Here is a 25,807-nt window from a genome sequence, read left to right on the forward strand (position 1 = left end):
TGAATGCGATAAATTAAATTTTCGTCTGACTTACTTGCACCTTAATCTGACACTAAACTAGCCCTATTCCCAAATGACAAGTATTTCATGTATAAAATCGTCTTGGCATACCCAATGAACATCCACGTTTTTACCCAAAATAAGCTGAAACCGCTGGCGCTCCTGCTACTATTATGCTCCACGGCATTCGCCCAAAAGAATAAATCTTACCCCGCATCATCTTTTCCCGACCGTGTAATATTAGGCTTCAAGGGTGACCCGGCGTACACGCAGGCGGTGAACTGGCGTACGGACTCCACCATTACGAACGCCATAGCGGCGATTCATGAAGGCGATGCGTCGCCTGATTTTCAATCCAATGCAACAATCGTAAAAGCTTTCAGCCAAAAAGTTACGCTTGATGGGCATCAGGTGATTTTTCATGAAGTCAATTTTACCGACCTGAAACCTGCAACAAAATATGTTTACAGAGTTGGCGATGGTGCTTTCTGGAGCGAGTGGTTTCAATTCACCACCGCATCTGACCAAAACGAACCCGTATCCATACTCTATTTTGGTGATGCACAGAATGACATTCGTTCGATGTGGTCACGCGCTATACGGGGTGCGTATTCCAAAATGCCCAAAGCAGACCTGATCATTCACGCGGGCGATCTGGTGAATCACTCCTACACCGATTCCGAATGGGGTGAATGGTTTGAGGCAGGTGGCTGGGTCAACGGGATGGTTGCCAACCTTCCTTCAACAGGCAACCACGAGTATGTCAATGACGGAACGGAGATCAGAAAATTATCTTCACACTGGCGTCCACAGTTTGCCTTGCCCGAAAACGGTCCGGAAGGCTTAAAAGAGACGGCATACTACCTCGACTACCAGGGAATCCGGTTTATCTCATTTGATACGGAGGCCGGTTTGCAGGATTCAGCAGTGATGAACAAACAATTGGTGTGGCTTGAAAAAGTACTTAAAGACAATACCAACCGCTGGACTGTGGTGACCCATCATCACCCTGTGCTTTCTTCCAACAACTCAAGAAAGTCCGACGACTGGCGTAAAAAACTGGACGGATTATATAGAAAATACAAGGTCGACATCGCCTTACAGGGACATGAACACACTTACGCGCGTGGCGTAAATATACCGCTTGGGCAAAACCGAAAAAGACCCGACGGGCCGGTCTACGTAATTTCTGTGAGCGGACCAAAAATGTCCGGACTCATTCCGCAGGACTGGATGGACCGCGCGGCGGTAAATACACAACTCTACCAAACGATCACCATATCAGAAGATAAGCTCTCGTACCAGGCCTATACAGTTAGCGGAGCGCTTTATGACGCATTCGATTTGAACAAAAACAAAAAAGGAATAAACCAGTTGGTGGATCTTTCTTCGAGAATAAAGGCCCCGGAACGGGCAGAAATACCCGAGCGAATGAAAAAGGGTCTTAAAGAAGAGCAGCTTAAAGAATACAACGAACGTTTTAAAGCTTATAAAAAAAGGAAAGGAATAGAGTAAACGAGTGTATTGATGTAGACCCGTTTACAAAGAGCACAGCCCGACATAACTGCCAGGCTGTGCTCCATCGTGTGACCCTAAGAAACCTTAGTTTACGTTTACCTCCTGAGCCGGCTTGTTCGTATCCGGGTTTTTAGGCATTGTTACAATCATCACGCCATCCGTATATTCTGCACGGATGCTGTCGGTCAGCACTTTGCCATTTAATTGGAAAGAGCGCTCGAAGGATGTGGGCTGGTATTCCTGGTAAGCAAACTTGCTGCCATCTGCCTGATCTGCTTCGGGTGCGTTATAGGCAATGGTTAATACGTCGTTTCTCACCGAAATCTTAAAATTGCTTTTGACCAGCCCGGCTGCATAAAGTGAAATTCGGAAAAACGAATCGGTTTCTTCTATGTTGGCCGCCTTGCGGTTACCGAACGGCCCGCCGAATGCCCCGCCCCATGGCCCCCTGCCACTAAAAGGGCCTTTACCAGAGAACATTTTGCTAAATGGCCCGCAGCCGCGACCTCTGTATCCATATCCTTGCTGACTTTGATTGTCTGTTGTTGCTTGTTGGTTGTTCATGACTTTTTTGATTATTTGATTTAAAAAATTGAACTGGTATTTATCCCTGAACGGATCAGGGCATATTAGTTAATTGATTGGAACAATGGTCTCTGAGCGCTTGTTGTTTCCATCCACAGAGATCGGGCCGGCCCATTGGTTGTGTCCCTGATGATAACCGTATCCACTATTTGAAAATCGTGCATATTGTCCCGGACCCAGGCCGTGAGCAGGTCTGCCGACCATTCTTTTCACGAGCATCACTACACCCCCAACGAGCATAATACCGATTAACAATTTGAACAAAGTGACCAGGATCAACGAGGCCAGACCCACGATTACGGTTGCTCCAACCAGACGGGGAAATATAAAACGAAAGTTATTTTTCATGTTTTCTGTTTTTAATGTTTACTTTTTTTAGATGACGTTTGATTTAACTATTTACTTTAACCGGTTCCGGAATTGTTTTTTCTAATAATCCGGTTTCAATGGTAGACGTACAGCCCTTTGGTTTTACTTTAAAGTTTTTAAAGTATTTTTTCTCAAAGGATAAAATGTGATAATAAACGAGCTCCAAACAATTATAGTTAACTGAAATTCAATTAGATATAATCCTTTTTAAAATTATTAAGCGTGTAAAAAGAAGAACCCAGTCATTTAATCTTATCACCAGGGTGCGCAGATATTCTGATCAGCTAAAATCAATATGCCGCCCTGACGAACATGAAAAAAGCTGCTGATATATAAATGGAAAGATCCGACAGAGGTGTCGTTATACAAGATATAGGTTATCCCTATTCCATGGAAAGAAAACCGATTGCCGGGAAAGGAAGTACTTATGTTTTGGAGCCGCTGAACAGAAAGGTCCGTTAATATTTGAGGAAGAAGGCCATAGTGATTGAACTGTTGGGCCAAAAACGATTAGAAACTTTTAACACCCCGCAACCAGGGCGTTAAAAGTCAGGAATAATAAACTAATGTTAACAAAATTTATACAATGCCCTGAGCCAGCATCGCATCAGCCACACGTACGAACCCGCCAATGTTAGCACCTTGTACATAACTCAAACGACCATCAGGCTTGTAACCGTATTTCGTACAGGTCGCATGGATGTTGAACATAATTTCCTGCAGTTTATGATCCACTTCCTCGCGGCTCCATGAAAGTCGCAGTGAGTTCTGCGACATTTCGAGTCCTGACACCGCCACCCCACCGGCGTTAGCGGCTTTCCCGGGTGAATAAAGAATATCGTTATTCTCAAACACGGCAATTGCCTCCGGGGTGCAGGGCATATTTGCGCCTTCTGCCACACACATGCAACCATTTTTTATGAGCAATTTGGCATCTTCCTCATTGAGTTCATTTTGAGTAGCATTGGGTAAAGCGATGTCGCAGGGCACCTCCCAGGGTCTTTTACCTTCTACGTAGGTACAACCAAATTTGTCCGCATAAGATTTGATCCGACCCCGGGATTCATTTTTCAAATGCATGATGTAAGCGAACTTCTCTGCATCAATGCCTTTTTCATCATAAATATACCCGCCCGAATCCGAAAGCGTCACCACTTTTGCACCCAATTCCAAACACTTTTCGAGTGTATACTGCGCCACGTTGCCCGAGCCGGAAATAACAATGGTCTTCCCCTTAATGCTACTCTTACGCAACTTCAACATTTGTTCCACAAAATAAACAACCCCATAGCCGGTGGCTTCGGGGCGGATCAGACTTCCGCCGTAACTCGCTCCTTTACCCGTTAACACCCCGGTGAATTCATTTTTAAGTCGTTTGTATTGCCCAAACAGATAACCTATTTCCCTCGCTCCCACACCGATGTCACCAGCCGGAATATCGTTGTCAGAACTGATGTGCCGGAACAGCTCAGTCATGAAACTCTGACAAAACATCATGACTTCCCGGTCAGACTTTCCTTTCGGGTCAAAATCGGCGCCTCCCTTTCCCCCTCCCATAGGCAGCTGCGTCAGACTATTTTTGAATATTTGTTCAAATGCGAGAAATTTCAGTGTGCTCATGTTAACCGAAGGATGAAACCGCAAGCCTCCTTTGTATGGACCGATAGCACTATTCATCTGAACACGATAGCCCCGATTAACTTCAATTTCACCCTGATCGGTCATCCAGGGAACACGGAAAATAATGACCCGCTCAGGTTCAACAATCCGCTCTAGTATTTTGGCCTTCTTGTAAACAGGCCTGGTTTCGGCAAAGGGAATAATTGTTTCGGCCACTTCATGAACCGCCTGATGAAATTCGTTTTCGCCCGGGTTGCGACTGATTACCCTGGACATGAATGCTTGTATGGAATCCACTTTCAAATTGGTTTAGAAGGAATGTATTTTTAATTATAGAGCAAGGTCTACGGTGACGAAGATAACGTAGACGGTCAATAATACGCGTGGATTTGGCACACAATGTAATACGAGAGTTCAGAGCAGATTCATTTGCTTGGTTGAAAAAGAAACCCATTTATACCACTACCATTTCAATCTTGCCAAATTGAGTTAGAATATAAACCGGTATTCTATAAAATCGAGACAATGATTAGATTTCTGGTTTAATAACTTTGCAAAAGTTGGCAAAATTTTTTTTGTAATTATCATGTTGACTATGACGAAAAGCGCGTGACCCGGTACAGCACAGCCTTTCAAAAATCCTGATCAATCGTCCGTGAATAATTTTTAACATCGACCCAATTTCCTGCCTGATCGGGTAAACCGGTAGGGCTTATGCCTTATTGGTATGCTCACATTAACCAGTTCATTATGAAAATCAAAAATCTTTGCAGAGCAGGCCTGCTCTGCGCATTGCTTTTCAATCTGTTTGCAGAAATGACCTTTGCTACACCCTCAAAACGTCAGTTCTATGAGCTTAGAATATATACGGTGAGGGATGCAGACCAGGAAACAAGGGTCGAGCATTATTTGCGTGATGCCTATTTGCCAGCCTTGCACCGGCTCGGATTAAAAAATATCGGCGTATTCAAACCAATAGCGGCTGACACCGCCGCTTATGGCAAAAAGGTCTACGTTCTCATACCAATGTCCACTCAGGAACAGTTGCTGTCCCTACCCAAACAGCTGGCCAAAGATGCCGCTTACCTGTCTGCCGGGAAGGATTATATTGATGCCGCTTTCAATAACCCACCCTATTCGCGTTTTGAATCCATTATCATGCAAGCCTTTGAAGGCGCACCGGTGTTGACCCCCACCAAACTAACCAACCCAAGGAGCGAAAGAATCTATGAATTAAGAAGTTACGAGGCTTATACAGAAAAATTTCATCACAATAAAATTAGGATGTTTAACGAGGGAGGCATACTTGATCTGTTTACCAAACTGGGCTTTAATGGCGTTTTTTATGGGCAGGTTGTAGCCGGTAGCCAGATGCCAAACCTTATGTACATGACAACCTTCTCCGACAAGGCCTCCCGCGACGCACATTGGAAAACCTTCTTCGCCTCACCCGAATGGATTAAGCTTAAGGCCGATAGCCAATACGCTAACAACGTTTCGAAAAATACGATTTTCTTTTTAACGCCTACCGAATATTCGGATTTGTGAAATACTAAGAATAAAGGATAAAAACCAATGAAATAGCTCTGGAAAACCATGTAAACCGTTGAAATTTCACTGGCTGATCGGTATATTTGTTTAACTGACAATTCTGACATCCTTTACAACAATAAGCATGGAAGCAATCGACCTCATCCGCAGTGAGATAAAATCATATTTTCCTGAATCCTCCGAGCTGCAATTGTCAGGCTATTTTGCCAAGCATCTTAGGTTTAACTTTTACTTTTCTCTAAAAGCCAGCCGCCCCTATTTGCTTTACCTGAATGTGGACGGTGATAGTAATCGCTTTGTTCTAAAATGCCTTGAGTTTCACAGTACGGATATACTCCAAAACTTAATTGAATCATACCCGGAGTTCGGTTCAAAAGTTTTCAACATTGGCCAGCCTAAATCAACCGTTTCATTTATATATCTCAGTGAGAACAGGATTTCAGTTCAAAATGTGAAGGGCTCTGTTGCAGAATATGTACAGGTTCAGCAGATTACAATTCAGGATCTTGTAGCGCGAATTGCTCCGGAAGTTGCGTAAGAATTTCATTATTAGCGACTTTTCTTCAATATAATTATATAAAATGCTGATTGTCCATATTTTATGAAAAATAGCGACTAAATACACTCCAGCAAGAAAAAAACGATCAGTCCATTTTACTGCTGTTTCTTCTACAATAGTTACCCTTCCCACCTGGTTTCACAACATTCCCCTAATGGGGAATATTATCTCGAAATAAAGCCGTATCCCCTTGTCATTAAAGGGGAACAATAATTGTAGTACTAGTTTTACTTCGTCACCATCATCATTTTTATTTCATGATTTGGTTGCTCCTTCACATTGCCAATAGCCTACTGCGCTAAACGTGAAACCTGCACCGCAACGGATTGTGATTATTTAACATTTCCATTTGAATCAAATTCTGGTCTTGAGATCGCTGAACGTTAAGCCACTCAAAATCAATCAAATAATTCTAACATTTTCACCCTGTGCATGAATTTATTCATACACACATTCAAGCTCATTATGAAAAACATACTACTTTTACTTGCCATCCTTTTTGCCGTGCCCGTAATGGTCTCGGGACAAAACATCCCAGATCTGGGGGCCAATGCGTCAATATTTACATTGTTTACCGGTACCGGGGCTTTGACTAACAGCGGTACCTCTGTGGTAAACGGCACAATAGGTACCAACAACGCCGGGGCTTATGCTGGTTTTACGCCAGGGTCTGTTTTCACGGGCACTGCTCACATCAACAATTCCGTATCCATTGCAGCGCAAAATGAATTAGTAGCCAATTACATACCTTTCCCCGGTTTAGGTACGTGCGAAAATACGCTAACAAGTCCTTTGAACGGTCCCACGACTTTGGATGCTGGCATATACTGCATAGGTGAGGCCACAACAATCACAGGCGACCTGATACTGGATGCTGAGCTTGACCCATCCGCCGAATTCATCATTAAAATTGGCGGTGCATTAACACTAGCCCCCTCAGCACGTATCGTTTTACTAAACGGAACACAGCTGGCCAATGTATATTTTCAGGTGGACGGGGCGGTAAATCTGAATGCCTTATCTGTTTTTCAGGGCACCGTGGTGTCCAGTGGCGCCATCACGCTCTTCGCTACTTCATCCCTATATGGAAGAGCGCTAACCCCGACAGGAGCAATTACAGTGAATAGCAGCATTGTTGGTAATTTGCCAGCACCACTTCCAGTCACATTGACCAGCTTTGAACTAAAAAGAGGTGAGAACCAGGATGTTTCTCTTTTCTGGACCACTACTCAGGAAACCAACAGCGATCGCTTTGAAATTGAAAACAGCGCTAACGGGAAACAGTGGACACTTTTGGGAAGTGTAAAATCACATGGTGAGACGAGCGAGCTATCTTCCTATACTTACGCTGCCAAAGCACTGCAGGGCATGAATTTCTACCGGTTGAAAATGATTGACCTGGACGACTCATTTGCGTATAGCCGTATCCGTAGCATCGAAGTAAACCAGGCAAACGGAATGGCCATGTTTCCCAATCCAGCCATATCAGAAGTGAATATAAGCACTGATAATCATGAACTTATAGAAAGAATTCAATTCAACGACTTGAATGGACGTGTAATATATGACCAAAAACGAAATGGAATAAATGACATATCTAAGAAAATCGATACCCGTTCATTTGCTGCCGGCCTGTACGTAGTACAAATTACAGACGCCAGTGGGCAAGTTAAAAAATTAAAAATGCTGAAACAGTAGAGAACATTAAAGATGCAGCTAAGCAGATTGGGGCGCAGATCATAAAGATCTGCGCCCCAATCTGCTTCAAAACTCAAGCCCTTTCTTATAATTTATGATATGGTTGTAAAATCTGAAATCTTCGCTTCGTTATCCTTAATTTGCATCCTGTATCTTTAGCTAAATTAAACAGGACATGAAAAACTACGTATTACTTTTAGTCGCTTTGGTTTTTTTAATGATCGCCCCCAAGGCCTCTGCTCAGGATAAATCGACAACGGGACTATTGGACAAAGCAATGGCCTTGTTCGAGAAGGGGGACCACGCTGGTACGGCCCAGGCACTCACCGAGGGTACTGCTGCTATTGAAACAGAGGCCAAAAGTTCGAACGGAGCGCTAAAAGATAAGCTTCTAAGCAAGGTAGGATCGCTGAAATCAATGATACCGCTGGTCTCGGCGGGCAAACTGCAATCGGGGATACTGGGCAAGGCTATCAATGCTGTAAAAATGCTGATCGGGTCTAACCGGATAAGCGGCCTTCTGGGCAAAGGCGAATCAGGATTACTGGGCAATGCAGCAAGTCTGACAAGCAGCCTGGGACTTATCAAAGCCGGTTCGTCGATTCTGGGATCCGACCAGCAAACCAGCCTGAACAAGTTGCTTGGAGAAGCATCAAAAACTTCCGGCGAAGTGGATAAAAAAGGTGTTGCTGGGAAAGTGGCAGCAACGGCAGCATCAAAACAACTTGGAAGTATTGTAAAACTGGTGAGTTCAGCGCTCTGACAACAAACTTATGGGAAGTAACAATCGGGGCAGTTTCAGTCCACTGAGGCGGCCTTACCGCCATGAGGCAAAAAAACAGCCACGCAGGTTCAACCGGATACGATAAGCTGGTTGGCAAAAACAGGAAACCTGAACTTATTTCTTTGTTGCCATAGGAATTTTTAAAATTAAATTTCTGAATTTTATTACGCCCCCGACGACGCATTAGCATCACAGTCCTCATGCATCCTGCGGGCTAAATTAATCTGATCTCCTTAACCAGTTGCACCATGCGCACTCGTAACCGAAGGTACGTAGTCATCATTTGCCTCCTGATCACCGCCAGTTCCTTCGTCCGTGATACGGTTGTTCGGCAGGGACAATGGAAAACGAGGGATGCGTTCCCCCATCTTACATTTGAAAACCCGGTGGACTTCACCCACGCCAATGACGGGTCGGGACGACTATTCGTGCTGGAGCAGAAAGGCGTGATCCGGGTGTTCAAAAATGATCCGGGCTCAAAATCGGCCGCAACTTTTTTAGATATCAAAACCAGGGTGAGCTATGGCGGAGAAGCCGGGCTGCTAGGTCTTGCCTTCCATCCGGATTTTAAGAACAACGGTTTCTTTTTCCTGAATTATATGCGAAAAACCCCGCAGCGATTAGAAACCGTGATAGCCCGTTACAAAGCAAACGCGCCAGGCGCTGATGTAGCCGATCCCGCTTCCGAAACGATATTATTCAGCTTTGAGCAACCCTACGATAATCACAATGGAGGTGCTCTGAAATTTGGCAAAGATGGCCTCCTGTATATTTCTACGGGTGACGGCGGGAGCTGGGGCGATCCAAATAACAATGGTCAGAACAAACGCTCCATGTTAGGAAAAATACTCCGGGTGGATGTCAACAACACTGGAAAAGGTTACTATGGAATTCCAGCGGATAATCCCTTCGCAGGAAACAAGGAGGGCTTTACCGAGGAAATTTATGCATACGGTCTAAGAAACCCATGGCGAATCAGTTTTGACCATGAAACCAATACGCTATGGGCAGGAGATGTAGGACAAAATAAACGTGAGGAAATAGATGTGATCGTAAAAGGAGGCAATTACGGCTGGCGGAGAAAGGAAAGTATCGATTGCTATAAGCCGGGAAGAGATTGTAATGAATCTGAATTTATAGATCCTATTCTCGATATGCCCCAGGCGAATGGTGAGCATTCCATCACGGGCGGATTGGTGTACCGCGGCAAAAAAATGCCGACGCTGGCTGGCAAGTACATTTTTGGAGATTATGTGAGCGGCAGAATTTTCGCCCTGGAAACAAAAGATGGAAAAGTAGTCCGGAATGAGATCCTTACCGACCGGGTTGGCTCCATATCGGCATTCGGTGTTGATGCCAGCAATGAGCTCTATATCTGTGATCATGGTTCAGGCAAAATACTATCGTTAACGAAATAGCCAGTGCTTCCGTGTTGATTTCTCTATTTATGCATTCAGGATGGAATCAAGGTGAAAGTCAGCGGCTATCTGACAGCTGAAGAATTTTCCTGATTTTATTATAATAATTCGAAATAAAATTACTTTTGTTCTTGATCTGCCCTTAGTACTGTCAAATTTCATCCCATTGCTGATATGCACCTGTTTCGTTTACTTGTCCCGCTGGTTTTTGTTGGACTGATCTCCCCCCAGGTTCCTGATACGAAAATCAGTGCCGCACTGGCCCCATTACAAACCGATACTGTAAAATTTGACCGGGAATATGCACTGGAAGCAACTATGCTGGGATTCTTTTTTAAAGACGGCACCCGAAATCCAACCTTAAAAGCCAACAAGGGCGACCGTGTTCGTATCACAATAACCAATGGGGAGCTTATGACACACGACATCGGTTTGGAAAAACTGGGCATCAAAAGTAAGACAATCATTGAAAAAGGGGCAAGCACTAGTATCACCTTCAAAGCCAATCAAAGCGACACCTATTACTGCACCGTTCCCGGGCATCGTGCCGCTGGCATGGTGGGTAATTTTGAAGTGGTGGAAGGAAATCTTACCGAATCAGTCATTGCCGGTCAGCTCCCGATGAAAGACGGACAGCCGCTCAATCTCAACTTTGAATCCGGAACATTAAAGGACTGGACAGCATCAGGAGATGCATTTACAAATCCACTCGTCTCTGCAGATCCGTCCCCGGTTCATGAAAAAGACATGAGCATCGGTTTTGAGGGGAGGTATTTTCTGAGCAGTGGTGGGAATGTCAATTACAAACTTACCGGTACACTTAGCTCAGTGCCCTTTAAGGTAACACAGCCATTTGCCGCATTCCGGGTTTCGGGAGGTGCCCTGTTGGATACACGGGTCGAAATTGTACAGGCATCCACGAATAAAGTCATTTATCAGATCACCGGACAGGGACGAGCCACGCTACAGCCAGCCGTAGTAGAGCTTGGAACTTACCTGAACCAGGAAATCTTTATTCGCATCGTGGATAATGAAACCGGAGTTTCTCAGATACCGTACATAGCAAACGATAAGTGGGCCCACATTAATTTTGACAACTTTCTCTTCTACCCTACCCGACCGAACTTCCCGAACGAACTGAAACAAAAGGACATCATCATACTCCCCCCGCTGGATCCTGTTCTCAATGCAGGACTTTCGGGTATCGAAGCAGCGAAAGCGATGACGCCGCCGAAAGGATTCAAGGTTACCCTCGCCGCCGCTGAGCCTGATATCATTCGCCCGATCAGCTTTACGATCGATTCTAAGGGCCGGCTGTGGGTAGTAGAAGGACATACCTACCCCGTGCCCGCTCCGGAAGGACAGGGCAGAGACCGTATCCTGATTTTGGAAGATACAGATGGCAATGGCACGCTTGATAAGAGAAAAGTATTCGCCGAAGGACTCAATCTGGTAAGTGGCATCGAAATCGGAATGGGAGGTGTTTGGCTGGGCGCTGCACCCTATCTCCTTTTTATACCGGTTGATCCCAAGACCGACAAGCCCGCCGGCTCGCCGCAAAAGCTGCTGGATGGATGGGGTGTGCAGGACACACATGAAGTTCTCAACAATCTGCGCTGGGGACCCGATGGCTGGATTTACGGTACGCATGGGGTGTTTACGCACTCCAACGTAGGCAAGCCGGGCGCAACTGACGCAGAAAGAAAAAAAATAAATGGAGGTATATGGCGGTTTCATCCCACCACACATGAGTTCGAGGTGTACGCCGAAGGTTCCAGCAATCCCTGGGGAATCGATTTCAACGATTATGGCCACCCGTTCATCACGGTCTGTGTAATTCCTCACATGTATCATGTGATCCAAAATGCCCGCTATCAGCGCCAGGCCGGTAAACACTTCAACCCGTTTACCTACGACGATATCAAAACCATCGCCGATCACCGGCACTGGCTAGGTGAGCGGGGACCGCATGCAGGCAATTTCAGGTCAGCGGCAGCCGGTGGCGGACATGCACACGCAGGTGCAATGATTTATCTGGGCGGGGATAGCTGGCCTAAGGAGTACAGAAATGAGATTTTCATGAACAACATCAACGGCGCACGACTCAATGTAGACCATTTTGAAAGAAACGGTTCCGGCTATGTGGCTTCCCATAAAAGTGACTTTCTGGCCATGAACGACTCGTGGTCTCAATGGTTGAATATGAAATACGATGCCAGCGGTTCCGTATTTGCGATAGATTGGTATGACAAAAATCAATGCCACAGCGCCAACCCCGATGTACACGATAAAACGTTGGGAAGAATTTTCAAAATTACCCACGAGAATGACAAATGGGTGAAAGTAGATTTATCCAAAGCAACAGATCAGGAACTGGTTGATTTTCAGCTGCATTCCAATGAATGGTATGTACGCCAAGCCAGAACCCTGTTGCAGGAACGCGGTCCTAACAAAAAAGTCCATAAAGCCTTAAAGGTGATTCTCGCAAAAAATCCGGATGAAACCCGAAAACTTCGCGCACTGTGGGCATTGCACGTCACCAAAGGGCTTTCAGAAAAGGACTTAAATGACCTGCTGATCAATAACAGCGAATATGTAAGAAGTTGGGCCATTCAACTTTTGACAGAGAACAAGACTGCTTCTCCGGAAACCATGAAACAATTTGTTGATCTGGCCAAAAATGATAATTCACCACTGGTGAGATTGTATCTGGCAGCAGCCATGAACCGACTGGACGCGTCGCAACGGTGGGACGTGGTAGATGCGCTGGCACAGAAATCCGAAGATCAGGGAGATCACAATATCCCGCTGATGGTCTGGTACGCCGCGGAGCCGCTGGCCGCTCTGGATATGAAACGCGCCTTAGAAATCGCGGAAAGGGCCAAACTACCCAAGATTTTACCCTACATGATCCAGCGAATTGCGGCAATTGACACAGAGGAATCTAAAAAGGTGCTGAAAGACCTTAACAACAAGCTGGGAAAATTGCATCACTCACCCGAAACCCATGAAAATCTGAGGTTGATAGAAAAAGCGCTGGGCAAAGTCGATCCCTGATTGCCGTGAATTTAGCATCGTGACGGAGCGCGATGTTTCATTGCTGACCCCAGGCACCCAGTTCCTTCACCGGATATTCAATTGTTTCTGGACTTCCTCCTTCTTTCTTCGGGAAATCTCCACTTTGGAGCCGTCGGAGAGCAGTACAAACTCATTGTTATGCGTAAGCCTGGTAACGTGTTTGGGATTGACCAGATGAGATTTATGCGTTCTGATGAAGTGGAACTCTTCCAGCATTTCCTCAAAGTGCTTCAGGGTCTTGCTAGCCACGAACGGCCTCTTTCCTATTAAATGGATCAGTGTATAATTGCGATCCGCTTCAAGGCGAAGTATTTCGTCGAGTGTGAAAAAATAAACGCCCTCACTGGATGGTACCGCCAGCCGAAAATCCTTCACTTCCTTTTTCTCAATATTTTGTACGAGGTTGTCATACAGTTGTTGCTTTTCACGGACCGTCTTCTGCTTGTTCAAATGGCGCTCTACGGCCACCTTAAGCTCATCTGGATCCAGCGGTTTCAACAGGTAATCCAGTGCGCTGAACCGCAGGGCCTGTATGGCATACTGGTTGTAAGCAGTTGTAAAGATGATATCAAAGGAGGGAGCTTTGAGGGTCATCAGAAAATCGAAGCCGTTCTGATGCGGCATTTCCACATCAAGAAAAACAATACCTGGTTGATAATTATCAAGCACCCCGATGGCCTCTCCCACAGAAGCCGCCTGCCTGATCTCGGATATTTCGGGAATGAAGTTTGTTAGAAAATGATTGAGAACATTTCTTGCTTTCAATTCATCATCAATTATTAAAGCTTTTATCATTAATAGTTGAGTTAAAAACAGAGGTATTTTACAAACGCTTTGTTTTTGTTTACCAGCCTGGTTGCACAAGCTACCCGGCCAGTACCAAATTGTTAAGTATCATAAATCTAAACGGTTGAATCAACGTCCCTTGTGCAGAACCAGGTTTAAATTGCTCATCAATAGTAATTTAGACACAAAGGAGCAAAAAAAACTGAACAGTATAATTACGCAGCGGAAGCCGTTTAGAATTTAAACACGAGCTGGTGGCAGGGCAATAACTGAACTGAAGCCTGATGTCTCACTCGAACCGGGCTCCGAAATCTGGCCACCAATTTTGATACAATTTGCAACGAATGCCTTACTTATTTTGCAAATCCTGTATTTTTTTAGCACTATTATGAGTAAACGGCAAATAATCCGGATCGGCCTCCGGGGCTAATCATTCGCTACTATCGGACAGATCATAAAATTTATATTTTTCGGCAACTATTTTTACGGTATCTGTGCAGTGGCGCTTTCGGTAGAGGCGCTTCTGCAGCAAGACTTTCCGCTAAACGAGCCGTTGTATTTTATTGCGACCTTTGTTGCCAGTGTGATTTATTACACGATTGCCTACATATCGGATGGCACATCGGCCACCCACAATCTGAGAACCTTGTGGTATCAACAACATCGTGTTTTGGTTCAGCGAAGTCAGTGGTTGCTGTCCTTTGTGTTGCTTTTTACGGGAGTACTTCTATTCAAAAAACACTACAGCTCCATTCTACATATCTCCGCCAGCCAATGGTTGTTGATCCTCGTTTTCCCGTTGGCGGCAGTTCTTTATTATGGATTAAATGCCTGGCCCGGAAAATATAATCTGCGAAGTATAGGCTGGCTCAAACCATTTGTGATCGGCTTCATTTGGGCGGGTCTGGTAACGGTTTATCCTGTTCTTTTTCATGACATTGTTGAGCCATCCGGTTATTCGGTAAATCCGGTAGGGGCTTTTCTGTTTATCAAAAACTTCATGTTCATATCCGTTCTTTGTATCATGTTCGATATCAAGGATTATGCCATGGATTCCAACGCGCAGCTGAAGACATTCGTTGTCAAGGTGGGATTACGAAGAACTATTTTTCAGATCATCATCCCTTTGTCGCTCATTGGCGTCATGTCGTTCCTGATCTTTGGTGCCATCAGGGGATTTTCACTCATGAAACTTGCCTTGAATGTGATACCATTTCTCCTGCTGATACTCGTAGCCTATTCGCTGCACAACAGAAGGTCGGTGCTTTACTACCTTATTATTATCGACGGATTAATGCTTGTTAAAGCCATCTGCGGTACCATGGCTATGATCTATTTTTGAGATTTAATCTATTTCAAAACTTCCCAAAAGCGTTCCCGGCTTACAACGACAATCCAAAACCCAGTCTCAGGGCAGTTCGAAATTCTTTCCGATCCAACATATTCCACGTGACGGCTCCGTTTACATCAATAAAGACATCGCCAAAAAGCGTTTTCTGATAGCCATATGTAAGACCCGTGCCCAAATGATTGTAGAAACCGGATCCATTAATTTCCTTCTGGCGCACGTATTCAAACTGTGGCCCCAGATATATCCCCGAAAGATTATTACCACCCCTACCCTGGCGTATCTTGCTCTTTTGCAAATAATAGTATCTTAACTGCACGGTTGGATTCAGCTCCACAGTGTGCCGGGCATTTTGGGCATAATAATTCATGTAGCTCTGTTTACTTTTAATATAATCAGCCACAATCAGGCCATTCAGGGAAAACGGACTACTGCCTATTTTTCTTTCATAACCAACACCCACAACACCCTGTACAAGTCTGGTACCGATGTTGATGTCCGGCCATAAAACCTTCCATTGTTCCCGCACAATCTCATCACAATTCAAAATCTCACAATTCGAAATGTTATGCGACGACTTCCAGTCGCCGAATGCCAGTCCCAGATTAGATCGGGTGGACAAGGTGATATCAGATTTATCGCCATTCTGGAAATAAGAGACGCCCTCAATATTGGGAAAGGAGTAGTGGAGATAAGATAGCCCCACTGCAAATTCAAGTCTGCCAAAATTTAGAAATCGCCGTTGCACACCAAATTCGAGTCCCGTTCTGAAGACTGGGAGGGAATAAGGCACATACCGCCACCGTTTCTCAGCCAGGACTGCAATGAAATTTCCGCTGAAATTGTTTGCATTTTTCCCTTCTTTAATCCGACGTTTCATGTCATAGTACCAGCGACCGTATGTATTGAGCGCTACCGTGCCATTAAAAGCAGGATTGAAATAAAAAGAACCATCCACCGTCGCGTTCAGACCAAGAGAAAAGGCTTGCGCAACTTTATATTCGTAGCCTATCTCATGGGACAACTCCGAAGACTCAAAGTTGGGGATGAAAGCATTGCGACTCACCCCAACTTTAAGCATGTGACGTGTAGCCACTTTAGTCATAAACACATTTTCGTACCTGTCGATGAAGCGTTGCTTTATCAGGGTATCAGTTTCTTCGGTGTAACGAACCCGGGTGGTGTCCTGGGCAAATGTGGATGAAATGCTTAGCAAAAAAACAAAATAGGCTAAAACTATTTTCATGGCTAATAAATGGATGATCCGTCGTGTCATTTAACTGTTACATGCCCAAACTCGGCATCGATCTGAACATTGCCTGACTTATTTCTGGAGTAAAATGCGTCCTTAAAATCTGCTGTATTTCGTTTCCATTTAAACCCGTTGGGGAGTTTCATGGTGGCGTAGGCACCATTGATGGTGTAGTCAAATTGTTGCCAGTTTTTAGCGAGCAGCGTCACCGCCGCCCGTTTGGACTGGATGGCCAGGCTCGTGAGGGCGGAAGTGGGATAGATCTCAACGTTTCCGTAGACTGCATGCATTTTGATGGCGCCGCCGATCCCTTCCAGATGCATATTGGTATGGTCGCTTGCGAAAGTGAACCCGCCGGAAACGTCCCTTGCATTCAACTCCCCGAATGAGGTTTCCAACTGTCCTTTTCCTCTGAGGCCAGTTAGCTTTGTGGTACAGAAATCCGCTTTAAGCGTAACGTTATTGGTAATACCTTTCAGCAGGATCGTGCCAAAGGTATTCTTCAGGTCCACGGCACAAGTTGCGGGAAGCGAAATGACGTAACGGGCCTTCAGGTTGGACAATGGCTTGGCCTCCCCCTGATTCAGTGCAATAAAATTCCGCAAGTAATAATCCTTGCCACTCCTGTCCGCAACATACTGGAATTTAGCAAGATCCAGAGTCGCCGTGTTTTTATCCGGATGCCGTGCTGATAATTCAAGCACCACCGATATGTCAGGCTTGTCCCATGCTACCAGTTCAATATCTGCTTTTTCGGCGTTGATATGTAGCTTGCGAACCGTTGGCGCCCCGATCATCTTTTCAAACGTTTTAGTAGCTACCTGCAAGGTTGCCTGGGCATAAGCAGAAGTCAGGCCGTTCTGAATCAGGAAAAGAAATAGAAATAAAAGTGACTTATTTCTCAATGGCTCTTTTTGCATGGTTATAGTCTTAAATATTTTAGCTACCAGTCTGGATTATCGCTTTTTACCACAAAGTCGCGGATTGCCTGCTAAATGAGCTTAGCCATCTGAGAAAGCACATTTGCTTTACCCTGCTCTAACATCGTTAACTGACGCACGAGCTCAGGATCCGTATTGTAATTACCCATTGCCTGCAGCAGATGCGTTGTGGCAGTATCAAGTGTTTCATATTCCTCTTTCAACTGTCTGAAATCTTCACTTTTACAAACGGTGGTTTCCACCTCACAATAATCCCGAATTTTCATGTACTGATCATTGATGCTGCTCGTAGAATCGGCCCGTAAACGTGCGTCCAGCAGCTCCTGTGTATAAGAAACTCCACCGGGAGCCCTAAGAAACCATAGTCCTGTTCCACAAACCAGCGCAATCATCGCCGCCACCGACAACCACCTGTAAAACACGTTACTTCTTGGCGTGCTCCTACTTTCAATCCCATCCCAGAGGTCGTCGGCAGGCTCGTACTCCTGCAATTGATGGAGTGCTTCACGCAGTGATCGCTCACCCAGCTTGTTCTCAATTTCGTTCCACAATCTATCCTCAGGCTCGTAGCCGGGCAATTTGGCAAGTGCCTCATTTAAATTATCTGACTGCTTCATTTTCAATTTAAGTTATCGTGACGAGAGCATCGCGCGCAATTTTCGCTTTGCATGAAACAGCTGAGACTTCGAAGTCCCTTCGGAAATGTTGAGCATCCCGGCTATTTCCCGGTGCGTGTAGCCTTCTATCTCTGCCAACACAAATATGCTCCGAAAACCATCTGGCAGAGCGAAAATCGCAGTTTCCAGATGCGCTACGTTGATCTCATCTTCCCCCCAGTTCACGGTGCCCGCCTCCTCTTCATCCACCTGCTGCCATCCCTGTATTCGCTTTTTCTTTATGGACTTTCGAATTACAATCTGTTTAATCCAGGCTCCCAGTTTGGCGTCACCACGGAACTGATCCAGATGCCTGAACACTTCCAGAAACGCATCCTGTAATACCTCGCTGGCATCGTCAAAATCTCCCGTGATCCGACATGCCAGGGTGTACATGGCCTTTTTGTACCGGTCATACAACTGCCGCTGCGCGATACGATCTTGTAAAAGACATCCTGAAATCAAATCCGCCTCCGGCGTCATAAGAAGATTTTTAAGCTATTTGCATCAAAGAGGCCTTGCCGGGCCGTAATGGTTGTATGGCAAAGGTAAAAAATCAAAAAAAACTCAGGTGCGATATATTGCCGCCGATTATAATCGTCTTGATATGACAGTTTTGTCTGTAAAGTAAGACCAGATATGGTTTTAACGTCCTTTTATAAAAGCTACAAATACCTACCAGGATTCCTTATATAAATGAGCAATGTATATCCAGGTTATTTCAAAAGATTCCATTAGCTAATAGAACATTAAAAAATCATCGCAGATGTTTTACTGGTATTGAGCTTTGCGTTACAACCTAAAATTTCTGTTACGGATAAAACAACAAAAATTTCCTTCTTCCCGGGCAATTCCGGAATTCGCAACAAATCTGTATATGTCACTGAGGTATCCGGCTAAACCATTAATTGAAAAACTGAATCTCTAAAGGAGGAAAATCAGGAATAAACCGAACGGCAAATTTCTTCTTCACTCCCCCCACATTTGATACCAATTGATAAAACAACCCAGCAAGATTGAGCCACTTATTGACTAGTTCAGGAAATTTACCAAAGGGAGTAGTTTAACGTTTTACACGTACAGCGGTAGGAATAGCAGAAGATGTCGCGAGGTCATCAGAAGATCAAGTCTTCGTTGACAATACCCTTAAGTTCGGAATAAGGAATTGTAAATGATATCGGTCCACGGGCATAGGCCGCTATTTCGTACGGATTGTAATAAAAGAACACTCCCTTTCTTGTAAAGGCATAATTGGCAGGAACAAAAAACTGGTGATCCGCTAAAAAATAACCGGATTCTTCCAGATCCACCTTTTCATCCAGCTTTTCTTCTCTTCTAAACGCCGCTTCCACTTTTCTGAGTAGTGCAGTGGAATCGGTGACGAATGATTTTGCTTCTTTTTCAGTGCCAGTTTCCAAATCAAAAATATGGTACGACCTGAAACTATTGGGATGAGCTCCTCCCGTAAATGAGTAGTGATCAAACTGATAGAGCAGCATACGGCTGGTAACCATCACAGTATCGCCCGTGACCTCCACTTCCCAGCAACCGGGCGAATCGGGGAACTGCTTCTTAAAACCGTGGTAATTCCCTGCAAAAACGTCGTAAGCAGCTTTTACACTGGATTTGGCATCAGGATTTGCAGAAATACTGGCCGAATCAGAATAGGAATTAATGCGGTCGACCACTTTACTATTGATCTCCTCCTGAATCGTGGCCGACACATTTCCGGCCCCCTCTGGCGTCCACACCTGAATACTTACCATGACTCCTTCATTTTTAACACTATCACAGCCGCCAAATTTCTGTATGTCCAACCGACCGGTCCGGTAGTCTGTATTGGAGTCCTGAACCTCTTTTTTCGAGGAAGAATCACAGCTAAACAAAAAAATGAAAAGAACAAGGGGTAAATATTTAAAATGGGCAAACATAACGTTGGAGTAAGAACAAAAAACAAACCACTATATTACAAACTCATTAATTCCTTAAAACGTATGGCCTGCCGTCTGGAAATTTCAATTTTGTCTCCGCCTTTGAGTGTAACCAGCAATCCGCCACTAAACCATGGCTCTATCTTTTCGATCCATTGCAGATTGATGATATGTTTACGATTCGCACGGAAATAAGTATTTGAGTCAAGCCGCTCTTCCAGATTGTTCAACGATTTGAGCACCAGAGGCTTCTGATCATCAAAATGCAGGCGAACATAATTTCCCATGGACTCGAAAAGACGGATTTTGCCAAGCTTTACAAACCAGCACTTCTCGCCATCCTTCACAAACACCTGATCATTCTCGCCCAGCACTTTCTCTGCGCGCTCATTACCGTCAGATGACGGCTCCGGATGTGACTGATTTTCTTCAATACGCTGAATAGTATCCCTCAGACGGTCGGAATCGATCGGTTTCAGCAGATAGTCCAGTGCGTTAAACTCAAAAGCTTTGATCGCGTATTCGTCGTAGGCCGTGGTAAAAATCACTTCCGGCGTTTTACCCTCAATGGATGACAACAGCTCAAAGCCGTTTTTACCTGGCATCTGGATATCAAGAAAAAGAAGCTCAGGCTGCAGGTCGTCAATCATCACGAGTGCCTCTTCCGCATTGGCTGCTTCACCAATGATCTCAATTTTAGTGTATGGCTCAAGCAGCCTTTTCAGTTCATTACGGGCAAGACGTTCATCATCAATGATCAGTGTTCTCATGGCAGGGATATAGCTAATTTTAGTTTATGTTTTAAAAAATTATTTGCACGTGACCTCAAAAAGACCTGATCTCCTTAGCGGAGATCACAGGGTTTTCCGACATGGTGGGCACCCTTACTTCGGATCGAACGGTTTTTTCGTCTTCCTGAAAAATCCTGAAAGAAGCCCCTTTCCCGTACAGTACCGAGAGGCGTTCTGCGGTATTCTTAAGTCCTACTCCTCCGGATTCCGAAGATGTAGACTCAGTAGAGGTCAGCCTGCCCGAATTGCGAATGATGATCAACAGCACATCGTCTACAATTTCCGAAGACAATTCCACAAAGCCTCCTCCCATTTCTTTTGCCACACCATGCTTGATACCGTTTTCTACGAGCGTCTGTAGCATCATAGGCGGTACCTGCCAGTAAACGGTATGAGGATCCGCCAGAATCTTATACTGCAAACGATCTTCGTAGCGGACCTTCTCAAGTTCAAGGTAGTCTTCCACTGTACGTAACTCTTCCTGCAGGTCAACGGTTTTCCTGCGGTCAGCCAGAAGCGAATTTCGTAAAATATTGGATAATTGTGTAATCCCGATCTGCGCTTTTGCAGGATCCTCATACACAAGTGCCCTGATGCTATTCAACGCATTGAAAGTGAAATGGGGATTGAGCTGCGATCTCAAAACTTTTGCCTCAGCCTCACGCATGGACATTGTGAGCATGATCTTTTCATAATCGGCAAGACGAGTCTGCTCCAGGTAATGATACACCGTGTAAGAAAGCATCCAGGCCAGCAGACTCTTCCACCAGCTCAATACATATCCCCAAAATACCAGCGGCTGGTCCAACAGATTCTGTTCCAAAGTGTGGCGGTCGAGTGGCTGATTAATCAGAGCCATGATAAGGCCGAGAACCAAAGCAGAAACAACCACCCTGAATCCCAGGCTCGGAAGTGGCAGGGACGACCAGTTCCACTTCCTGATCACCAGCCTGTAGGTGTGCGTAAGGATAATGCCCAACACGATATTGATAAGTGCGTTGTAAAAATTATCCCAGTCAAAGCCATACTCAAGCACATAGGGCACATACTCGAACATGATCAGTACGCTCCACCCGATGATCTGTAACGTCCAGTAAATACGCCGTTTGGACATAAGAAACATTTTCTGCGAAAGTACAGCAGATTAGCTCACAAAAGTAAATAGGACTAAATTAGATATTCCCTTAAATACACCAAAGGAAAATGATAACCCATAAGCGGGTTTTAAATGGTTTGGGGAATTTCCAGTGAAAGTAAGTGGGTAATGTCGTTGGAAACCTCCAGTTCGAAACGCTGTGTGTCATAGGAGTAATTAATCCGGTAGAGGCACAAATTACTATGGTCATAATCATCCATCCTGACCAACGGCTGATCGAATAGCGTAGTGAGCAGAACCCGGATAGCACGACCATGCATGGCAATGAGAATGTTTCTTTCGTGCGGACGTGAAAGTATGGTCTCAATAACCGGGATTTGTCTGTTGCGGACATCCTCAGGGCTTTCTCCCCCTTCGGCCGATTCGTTCACCTCTCCATTTTTCCACTTATTTACCAGCTCACGATAATATTGGCTGTCACCCGTATTGGGCTCCTTGCCTTCTCTTACACCCCACGAAATTTCGTTGAGTCCTGCGTAACTTTCATGAGGTATACCCTGGGCAATGAACCCGCGAACACTTTGATGTGTTCGCTGTAAAGCAGAAGTATAAATTTTGTCAAAGGGTACATGTTGATAAGCATTAAAGAAGGCATCTGCCTGGGCCTGCCCCCAATCGTTCAGCTTGGAATCCACTCCGCTTCCCTGAACAACGCCTTGCCGATTCAAATCCGTTTCGCCGTGACGAATAAGGTAGATAGACTTTCTTTTCAAATTATTGTACTATTTAAATATTGATTTTACAAATACTTTGTTTTAGCCTATTTTGGCAGACACAAAATTATACAATTTTTATATATGTTTACAAATACATTATCACTTGAAGCCATTCATTCTTTTAGCCAGAATACAATTTCCAATCATTTAGGTATCGAATTTATCGAAATCGGAACAGATTATATTGTGGCCAAAATGCCGGTGGATCATAGAACCCATCAGCCATTTGGCATTTTGCATGGAGGTGCGTCCGTGGTATTGGCAGAAACGCTGGGAAGTATTGCATCCTTTATGTGCATGAAGCCTGAGCAAAAACAACTTGCCGTTGGTCTCGAAATCAATGCCAACCATGTGCGTTCGGTGAAGGAGGGGTTTGTTTATGGAAGAGTAACGCCCATTCATGTTGGCCGCACCACCCATCTCTGGGAAATAAAGATCACAAACGAGCAGAACAAACTCGTCTGCATCAGTCGGCTTACGGTCGCTATTGTAGATGCGGATCGTTAGAAGTAATTTGCAGAAAATTGGTTAATTATTGGTGACATCACTAGGTATTAAAATGGTATCCGTTGATATAGAAGTAAGATACGCAGCTCTGGAAGGTTTACAGGCGGATGTATTGTGGGAAGCTGCTAAAGAAATGGGTTTTCCTGCGGCATTATGGAAACTACCGCATCACAAGGATGTAAGGCTTCTTATATCCACCAGTCACACGGGCTATCATTGCCAACCTGAAATCGAAAAACTATCTTCTGGTTTCATGCTCAGTCCGTTTGAATGGCAGGCTGAGCAGGAGGTTCTGTTTATGACTGGTGATATCATCATTACCTTTTCAGAATCGGGGTCTCAGGTCTCTGTCGTTAACAACCTTGGCGAAGAGCATCCGGTTTTCAGGAAGATTGTTTCCGCTGCCAAAGCCATCCAGTCGGGTGGGCATCTACAGCTCCGGCACACATCTGTTTCGAGCTTGGAACCCATTCTTTACAACGACACGAAAACCCGGTTTGAACGTACCGTAGAACTTGCCGTGGCGGCAATAAAACAAGGGCAGTTTGACAAAGTGGTGCTATCCCGTACCAAAGAGCTTACTTATTCCGAAGACTTTCAGCCAGCCCGCTCCTTTTATAATCTTGCCAAGGCCTATCCGCATGCCTTTGTTTCCCTTGTCAATCTGCCTGAAAAGCGAGAATTGTGGCTCGGAGCCAGCCCGGAAACCCTGATTGAACAAAAGCGGGATGGCACCTTTCGCACGATGTCACTTGCCGGCACCCAAAGCGCTCATGAAAAGCAGGGCAGTCTGATTCCCCGTTATGACGTTCGCTGGGGACAGAAGGAGATAGAAGAGCAGGCGCTGGTGAGCCGGTACATTGTAGAATGTTTTAAAAAAATACGATTACGAGAATACCGGGAGACCGGGCCAAAAACAGTCCTGGCGGGAAATTTATATCATTTAAGGACCGACTTCGAAGTGGATACAACGGCTTTAAACTTCCCCGAACTGGCCTCTGTCATGCTGCGCCTGCTGCATCCTACATCTGCAGTCTGCGGGGTTCCCAAGGAGCCCAGTTTGAAATTTATCACTGGAATCGAGGGATACGATCGCTCCTTTTACAGTGGTTTTCTGGGACCAGTACAAGTGGACGGAGAGACGCATTTATATGTTAACTTACGGACAGTGCGGCTTAAAGATGGCAAGGCTACGTTTTTTGCCGGGGCGGGTATTACCGAAGATTCCAGCCCTGAAAGAGAGTGGGACGAAACCGAGTTAAAATGCGAGACGCTACTAAAAATAATCGGACAGGATTTCTGATATTTACGGATATAGCCAAACTTTTAAAGTAGAAATGGCTCAAAACGTTATTTAATTTTAAACCCTAAAATTGGGCTGCAAAATGGCACAATTTTAATAGTATGCCTGGAAATACAACCTTTATGAATCTACACTTTTTCGAATTGGCATATTTAAGCCGCCTCCGTTCCGGCCTGTTTTACACTCTGGTCACGTGTACGTTACTCTTATCCATTTCTTGTAAAGAGAAAAAAGATACCTTCAAACAAAAAAACAGCGCTGGTCCTACAACGGTAGATGTAATTATTGCTAAAATAGAGCGTACCACAGAACGTGTGGAAGTGAATGGCACAGTGGTGGCGAATGAATTTGCCGAACTACGCCCGGAAGTAAGTGGATTGCTGACCTTTCTGGATGTGCCGGAGGGGAAAACGGTTCAGAAAGGCACCGTAATTGCCCGGATCAACAGTGCGGATCTTGAAGCACAGGCCAACCGATCGGCTGTGCAGCTTGAACTGGCCGAAACCACTGAGCAAAGGATCAGAAAGCTTCTGGATATAAATGGAATAAACCAGGCGGATTATGACGTTGCAGTGAATCAGGTAAACACGCTTAAGGCAGACATTCTCTACACCAAAGCGCTGATTGCCAAAACCATCGTCAGGGCTCCTTTTACGGGAGTGATTGGCCTTCGTAAGGTAAGCGCTGGTACATTTGTGACGCCCAATAATGTGATTGCCACGATGCAGCAGCTTTCCAATCTCCGAATTGATTTCACCATTCCGGAAGTTTATCAAAAATATGTGGTTAAAGGTGGCATTGTGGATGTTTCGATCGATCAGACTTCCGAGCAGATGCAAACGGCCAGGATCATTGCGACAGAACCACAGGTGAACCAAAGCACTAGAAATATAACGGTAAGAGCGCTGCTCAACGCCGGCACCACAAGTCCCGGCTCCTTTGTCAAAGTGTATTTGAAGTCCAATCAGGATAAAAGCAGCATTCTGATACCGGCCAACAGCATCATCCCTGAATCAAAAAGCAAAAAGGTAGTGGTTGTGAAAGATGGCAAAGCCTCCTTTGTAACCATTGAGACCGGTGCAAGGCAGGCCGACAATGTGGAAGTAACCAAGGGATTGAGCGTAGGGGATTCGGTGGTGGTATCAGGCGTTCTTTTTACCCGCCCCGATGCGCCGCTTAAAGTGAGGAGTGTGAGAAGCTTAAAGGTCAGCGAAGAATAACGTATCTGGGGATGACCTTT

At 45.1% G+C, this 25,807-nt stretch carries 23 protein-coding genes; 11 read left to right on the forward strand and 12 right to left on the reverse strand.

The annotated features are described in order from the left end of the window. Positions 1-87 precede the first annotated feature (87 nt). On the forward strand, positions 88-1,515 hold the full coding sequence (locus DYADSP32_RS08060) for a fibronectin type III domain-containing protein (protein ID WP_414617614.1): 1,428 nt from the start codon (positions 88-90) through the stop codon (positions 1,513-1,515). 87 nt (positions 1,516-1,602) lie between these two features. On the opposite strand, the gene DYADSP32_RS08065 is transcribed toward DYADSP32_RS08060, so the two are convergent. The 3 genes from DYADSP32_RS08065 to gdhA all read right to left on the reverse strand — a co-directional run bounded on the left by DYADSP32_RS08065 (position 1,603) and on the right by gdhA (position 4,389). After that, positions 1,603-2,082, reverse strand: a complete 480-nt coding sequence (locus DYADSP32_RS08065; RefSeq protein WP_149243206.1) for an Hsp20/alpha crystallin family protein — start codon at positions 2,080-2,082, stop codon at positions 1,603-1,605. A gap of 69 nt (positions 2,083-2,151) precedes the next feature. Continuing rightward, a complete protein-coding gene (locus DYADSP32_RS08070; protein WP_149243205.1) occupies positions 2,152-2,451 on the reverse strand; it encodes a hypothetical protein in 300 nt (99 codons plus the stop codon). A gap of 600 nt (positions 2,452-3,051) precedes the next feature. Beyond that, positions 3,052-4,389, reverse strand: a complete 1,338-nt coding sequence (gdhA, locus tag DYADSP32_RS08075; protein ID WP_149243204.1) for an NADP-specific glutamate dehydrogenase — start codon at positions 4,387-4,389, stop codon at positions 3,052-3,054. Between the two features lie 453 nt (positions 4,390-4,842). On the opposite strand from gdhA, the gene DYADSP32_RS08080 reads away from it, so the two are divergent. From DYADSP32_RS08080 to DYADSP32_RS08105, 6 genes are all read left to right on the forward strand, one after another. Further along, positions 4,843-5,640 (forward strand): NIPSNAP family protein, encoded by a 798-nt coding sequence (locus DYADSP32_RS08080; RefSeq protein ID WP_149243203.1) that lies wholly within the window; start codon positions 4,843-4,845, stop codon positions 5,638-5,640. 127 nt (positions 5,641-5,767) lie between these two features. Beyond that, on the forward strand, positions 5,768-6,181 hold the full coding sequence (locus DYADSP32_RS08085) for a hypothetical protein (protein WP_149243202.1): 414 nt from the start codon (positions 5,768-5,770) through the stop codon (positions 6,179-6,181). A 486-nt stretch (positions 6,182-6,667) separates the two neighbouring features. After that, entirely contained in the window at positions 6,668-7,900 is a 1,233-nt protein-coding gene (locus DYADSP32_RS08090) for an ice-binding family protein (protein WP_414617615.1), read from the forward strand. A gap of 175 nt (positions 7,901-8,075) precedes the next feature. Next, positions 8,076-8,663 carry a hypothetical protein gene (locus DYADSP32_RS08095; protein ID WP_149243200.1) on the forward strand — a complete coding sequence of 196 codons (588 nt, stop codon included), beginning with the start codon at positions 8,076-8,078 and terminating at the stop codon, positions 8,661-8,663. 269 nt (positions 8,664-8,932) lie between these two features. Beyond that, positions 8,933-10,102 carry a PQQ-dependent sugar dehydrogenase gene (locus DYADSP32_RS08100; RefSeq protein WP_149243199.1) on the forward strand — a complete coding sequence of 390 codons (1,170 nt, stop codon included), beginning with the start codon at positions 8,933-8,935 and terminating at the stop codon, positions 10,100-10,102. 174 nt (positions 10,103-10,276) lie between these two features. Next, entirely contained in the window at positions 10,277-13,159 is a 2,883-nt protein-coding gene (locus DYADSP32_RS08105) for a PVC-type heme-binding CxxCH protein (RefSeq protein WP_149243198.1), read from the forward strand. 66 nt (positions 13,160-13,225) lie between these two features. On the opposite strand, the gene DYADSP32_RS08110 is transcribed toward DYADSP32_RS08105, so the two are convergent. Then, positions 13,226-13,975, reverse strand: coding sequence for a LytR/AlgR family response regulator transcription factor (locus DYADSP32_RS08110; protein WP_149243197.1), 750 nt, complete (start codon positions 13,973-13,975; stop codon positions 13,226-13,228). Positions 13,976-14,465: 490 nt separating this feature from the next. On the opposite strand from DYADSP32_RS08110, the gene DYADSP32_RS08115 reads away from it, so the two are divergent. Continuing rightward, the gene (locus DYADSP32_RS08115; protein WP_149243196.1) at positions 14,466-15,308 is read left to right on the forward strand and encodes a hypothetical protein; all 843 of its coding nucleotides are present in this window, start codon (positions 14,466-14,468) and stop codon (positions 15,306-15,308) included. Positions 15,309-15,348: 40 nt separating this feature from the next. On the opposite strand, the gene DYADSP32_RS08120 is transcribed toward DYADSP32_RS08115, so the two are convergent. The 8 genes from DYADSP32_RS08120 to DYADSP32_RS08155 all read right to left on the reverse strand — a co-directional run bounded on the left by DYADSP32_RS08120 (position 15,349) and on the right by DYADSP32_RS08155 (position 22,754). Continuing rightward, complete coding sequence (locus tag DYADSP32_RS08120; protein ID WP_149243195.1) at positions 15,349-16,560, reverse strand: hypothetical protein; 1,212 nt, start codon at positions 16,558-16,560, stop codon at positions 15,349-15,351. A gap of 26 nt (positions 16,561-16,586) precedes the next feature. Next, positions 16,587-17,486 (reverse strand): hypothetical protein, encoded by a 900-nt coding sequence (locus DYADSP32_RS08125; protein ID WP_149243194.1) that lies wholly within the window; start codon positions 17,484-17,486, stop codon positions 16,587-16,589. 71 nt (positions 17,487-17,557) lie between these two features. Further along, a complete protein-coding gene (locus DYADSP32_RS08130; RefSeq protein WP_149243193.1) occupies positions 17,558-18,124 on the reverse strand; it encodes a hypothetical protein in 567 nt (188 codons plus the stop codon). Positions 18,125-18,136: 12 nt separating this feature from the next. Continuing rightward, entirely contained in the window at positions 18,137-18,646 is a 510-nt protein-coding gene (locus DYADSP32_RS08135) for an RNA polymerase sigma factor (RefSeq protein ID WP_149243192.1), read from the reverse strand. 632 nt (positions 18,647-19,278) lie between these two features. Then, the gene (locus tag DYADSP32_RS08140) at positions 19,279-19,929 is read right to left on the reverse strand and encodes a DUF3298 domain-containing protein (protein ID WP_414617616.1); all 651 of its coding nucleotides are present in this window, start codon (positions 19,927-19,929) and stop codon (positions 19,279-19,281) included. A 200-nt stretch (positions 19,930-20,129) separates the two neighbouring features. Then, entirely contained in the window at positions 20,130-20,864 is a 735-nt protein-coding gene (locus DYADSP32_RS08145) for a response regulator (protein WP_149243190.1), read from the reverse strand. Positions 20,865-20,919: 55 nt separating this feature from the next. Then, positions 20,920-21,999, reverse strand: a complete 1,080-nt coding sequence (locus tag DYADSP32_RS08150; RefSeq protein ID WP_149243189.1) for a histidine kinase — start codon at positions 21,997-21,999, stop codon at positions 20,920-20,922. 110 nt (positions 22,000-22,109) lie between these two features. After that, positions 22,110-22,754, reverse strand: a complete 645-nt coding sequence (locus DYADSP32_RS08155) for a histidine phosphatase family protein (RefSeq protein ID WP_149243188.1) — start codon at positions 22,752-22,754, stop codon at positions 22,110-22,112. An 84-nt stretch (positions 22,755-22,838) separates the two neighbouring features. Between DYADSP32_RS08155 and DYADSP32_RS08160 the strand changes: the two genes are divergently transcribed. The 3 genes from DYADSP32_RS08160 to DYADSP32_RS08170 all read left to right on the forward strand — a co-directional run bounded on the left by DYADSP32_RS08160 (position 22,839) and on the right by DYADSP32_RS08170 (position 25,787). Further along, positions 22,839-23,264: a hotdog fold thioesterase gene (locus DYADSP32_RS08160; RefSeq protein ID WP_149243187.1), complete on the forward strand. Its 426-nt coding sequence runs from the start codon at positions 22,839-22,841 to the stop codon at positions 23,262-23,264. A 52-nt stretch (positions 23,265-23,316) separates the two neighbouring features. Continuing rightward, entirely contained in the window at positions 23,317-24,567 is a 1,251-nt protein-coding gene (locus DYADSP32_RS08165; protein ID WP_414617617.1) for a chorismate-binding protein, read from the forward strand. A gap of 122 nt (positions 24,568-24,689) precedes the next feature. Then, the gene (locus DYADSP32_RS08170; protein WP_149243186.1) at positions 24,690-25,787 is read left to right on the forward strand and encodes an efflux RND transporter periplasmic adaptor subunit; all 1,098 of its coding nucleotides are present in this window, start codon (positions 24,690-24,692) and stop codon (positions 25,785-25,787) included. Positions 25,788-25,807 lie beyond the last annotated feature (20 nt).

This window comes from Dyadobacter sp. 32 (assembly GCF_902506755.1).
Lineage (GTDB): Bacteria > Bacteroidota > Bacteroidia > Cytophagales > Spirosomataceae > Dyadobacter.

What these genes read in the sequence shown, in the direction of transcription:
- DYADSP32_RS08120 (WP_149243195.1), bottom strand. Translation starts at nt 16,560, where the DNA reads ATGAAAATAGTTTTAGCCTATTTTGTTTTTTTGCTAAGCATTTCATCC.
- DYADSP32_RS08060 (WP_414617614.1), top strand. Translation starts at nt 88, where the DNA reads ATGTATAAAATCGTCTTGGCATACCCAATGAACATCCACGTTTTTACC.
- DYADSP32_RS08100 (WP_149243199.1), top strand. Translation starts at nt 8,933, where the DNA reads ATGCGCACTCGTAACCGAAGGTACGTAGTCATCATTTGCCTCCTGATC.
- DYADSP32_RS08130 (WP_149243193.1), bottom strand. Translation starts at nt 18,124, where the DNA reads ATGAAGCAGTCAGATAATTTAAATGAGGCACTTGCCAAATTGCCCGGC.
- DYADSP32_RS08105 (WP_149243198.1), top strand. Translation starts at nt 10,277, where the DNA reads ATGCACCTGTTTCGTTTACTTGTCCCGCTGGTTTTTGTTGGACTGATC.
- DYADSP32_RS08070 (WP_149243205.1), bottom strand. Translation starts at nt 2,451, where the DNA reads ATGAAAAATAACTTTCGTTTTATATTTCCCCGTCTGGTTGGAGCAACC.
- DYADSP32_RS08135 (WP_149243192.1), bottom strand. Translation starts at nt 18,646, where the DNA reads ATGACGCCGGAGGCGGATTTGATTTCAGGATGTCTTTTACAAGATCGT.
- DYADSP32_RS08095 (WP_149243200.1), top strand. Translation starts at nt 8,076, where the DNA reads ATGAAAAACTACGTATTACTTTTAGTCGCTTTGGTTTTTTTAATGATC.
- DYADSP32_RS08170 (WP_149243186.1), top strand. Translation starts at nt 24,690, where the DNA reads ATGAATCTACACTTTTTCGAATTGGCATATTTAAGCCGCCTCCGTTCC.
- DYADSP32_RS08165 (WP_414617617.1), top strand. Translation starts at nt 23,317, where the DNA reads ATGGTATCCGTTGATATAGAAGTAAGATACGCAGCTCTGGAAGGTTTA.
- DYADSP32_RS08140 (WP_414617616.1), bottom strand. Translation starts at nt 19,929, where the DNA reads ATGGTAAGTATTCAGGTGTGGACGCCAGAGGGGGCCGGAAATGTGTCG.
- DYADSP32_RS08125 (WP_149243194.1), bottom strand. Translation starts at nt 17,486, where the DNA reads ATGCAAAAAGAGCCATTGAGAAATAAGTCACTTTTATTTCTATTTCTT.
- DYADSP32_RS08085 (WP_149243202.1), top strand. Translation starts at nt 5,768, where the DNA reads ATGGAAGCAATCGACCTCATCCGCAGTGAGATAAAATCATATTTTCCT.
- DYADSP32_RS08080 (WP_149243203.1), top strand. Translation starts at nt 4,843, where the DNA reads ATGAAAATCAAAAATCTTTGCAGAGCAGGCCTGCTCTGCGCATTGCTT.
- DYADSP32_RS08110 (WP_149243197.1), bottom strand. Translation starts at nt 13,975, where the DNA reads ATGATAAAAGCTTTAATAATTGATGATGAATTGAAAGCAAGAAATGTT.
- DYADSP32_RS08150 (WP_149243189.1), bottom strand. Translation starts at nt 21,999, where the DNA reads ATGTCCAAACGGCGTATTTACTGGACGTTACAGATCATCGGGTGGAGC.
- DYADSP32_RS08065 (WP_149243206.1), bottom strand. Translation starts at nt 2,082, where the DNA reads ATGAACAACCAACAAGCAACAACAGACAATCAAAGTCAGCAAGGATAT.
- DYADSP32_RS08090 (WP_414617615.1), top strand. Translation starts at nt 6,668, where the DNA reads ATGAAAAACATACTACTTTTACTTGCCATCCTTTTTGCCGTGCCCGTA.
- DYADSP32_RS08160 (WP_149243187.1), top strand. Translation starts at nt 22,839, where the DNA reads ATGTTTACAAATACATTATCACTTGAAGCCATTCATTCTTTTAGCCAG.
- DYADSP32_RS08145 (WP_149243190.1), bottom strand. Translation starts at nt 20,864, where the DNA reads ATGAGAACACTGATCATTGATGATGAACGTCTTGCCCGTAATGAACTG.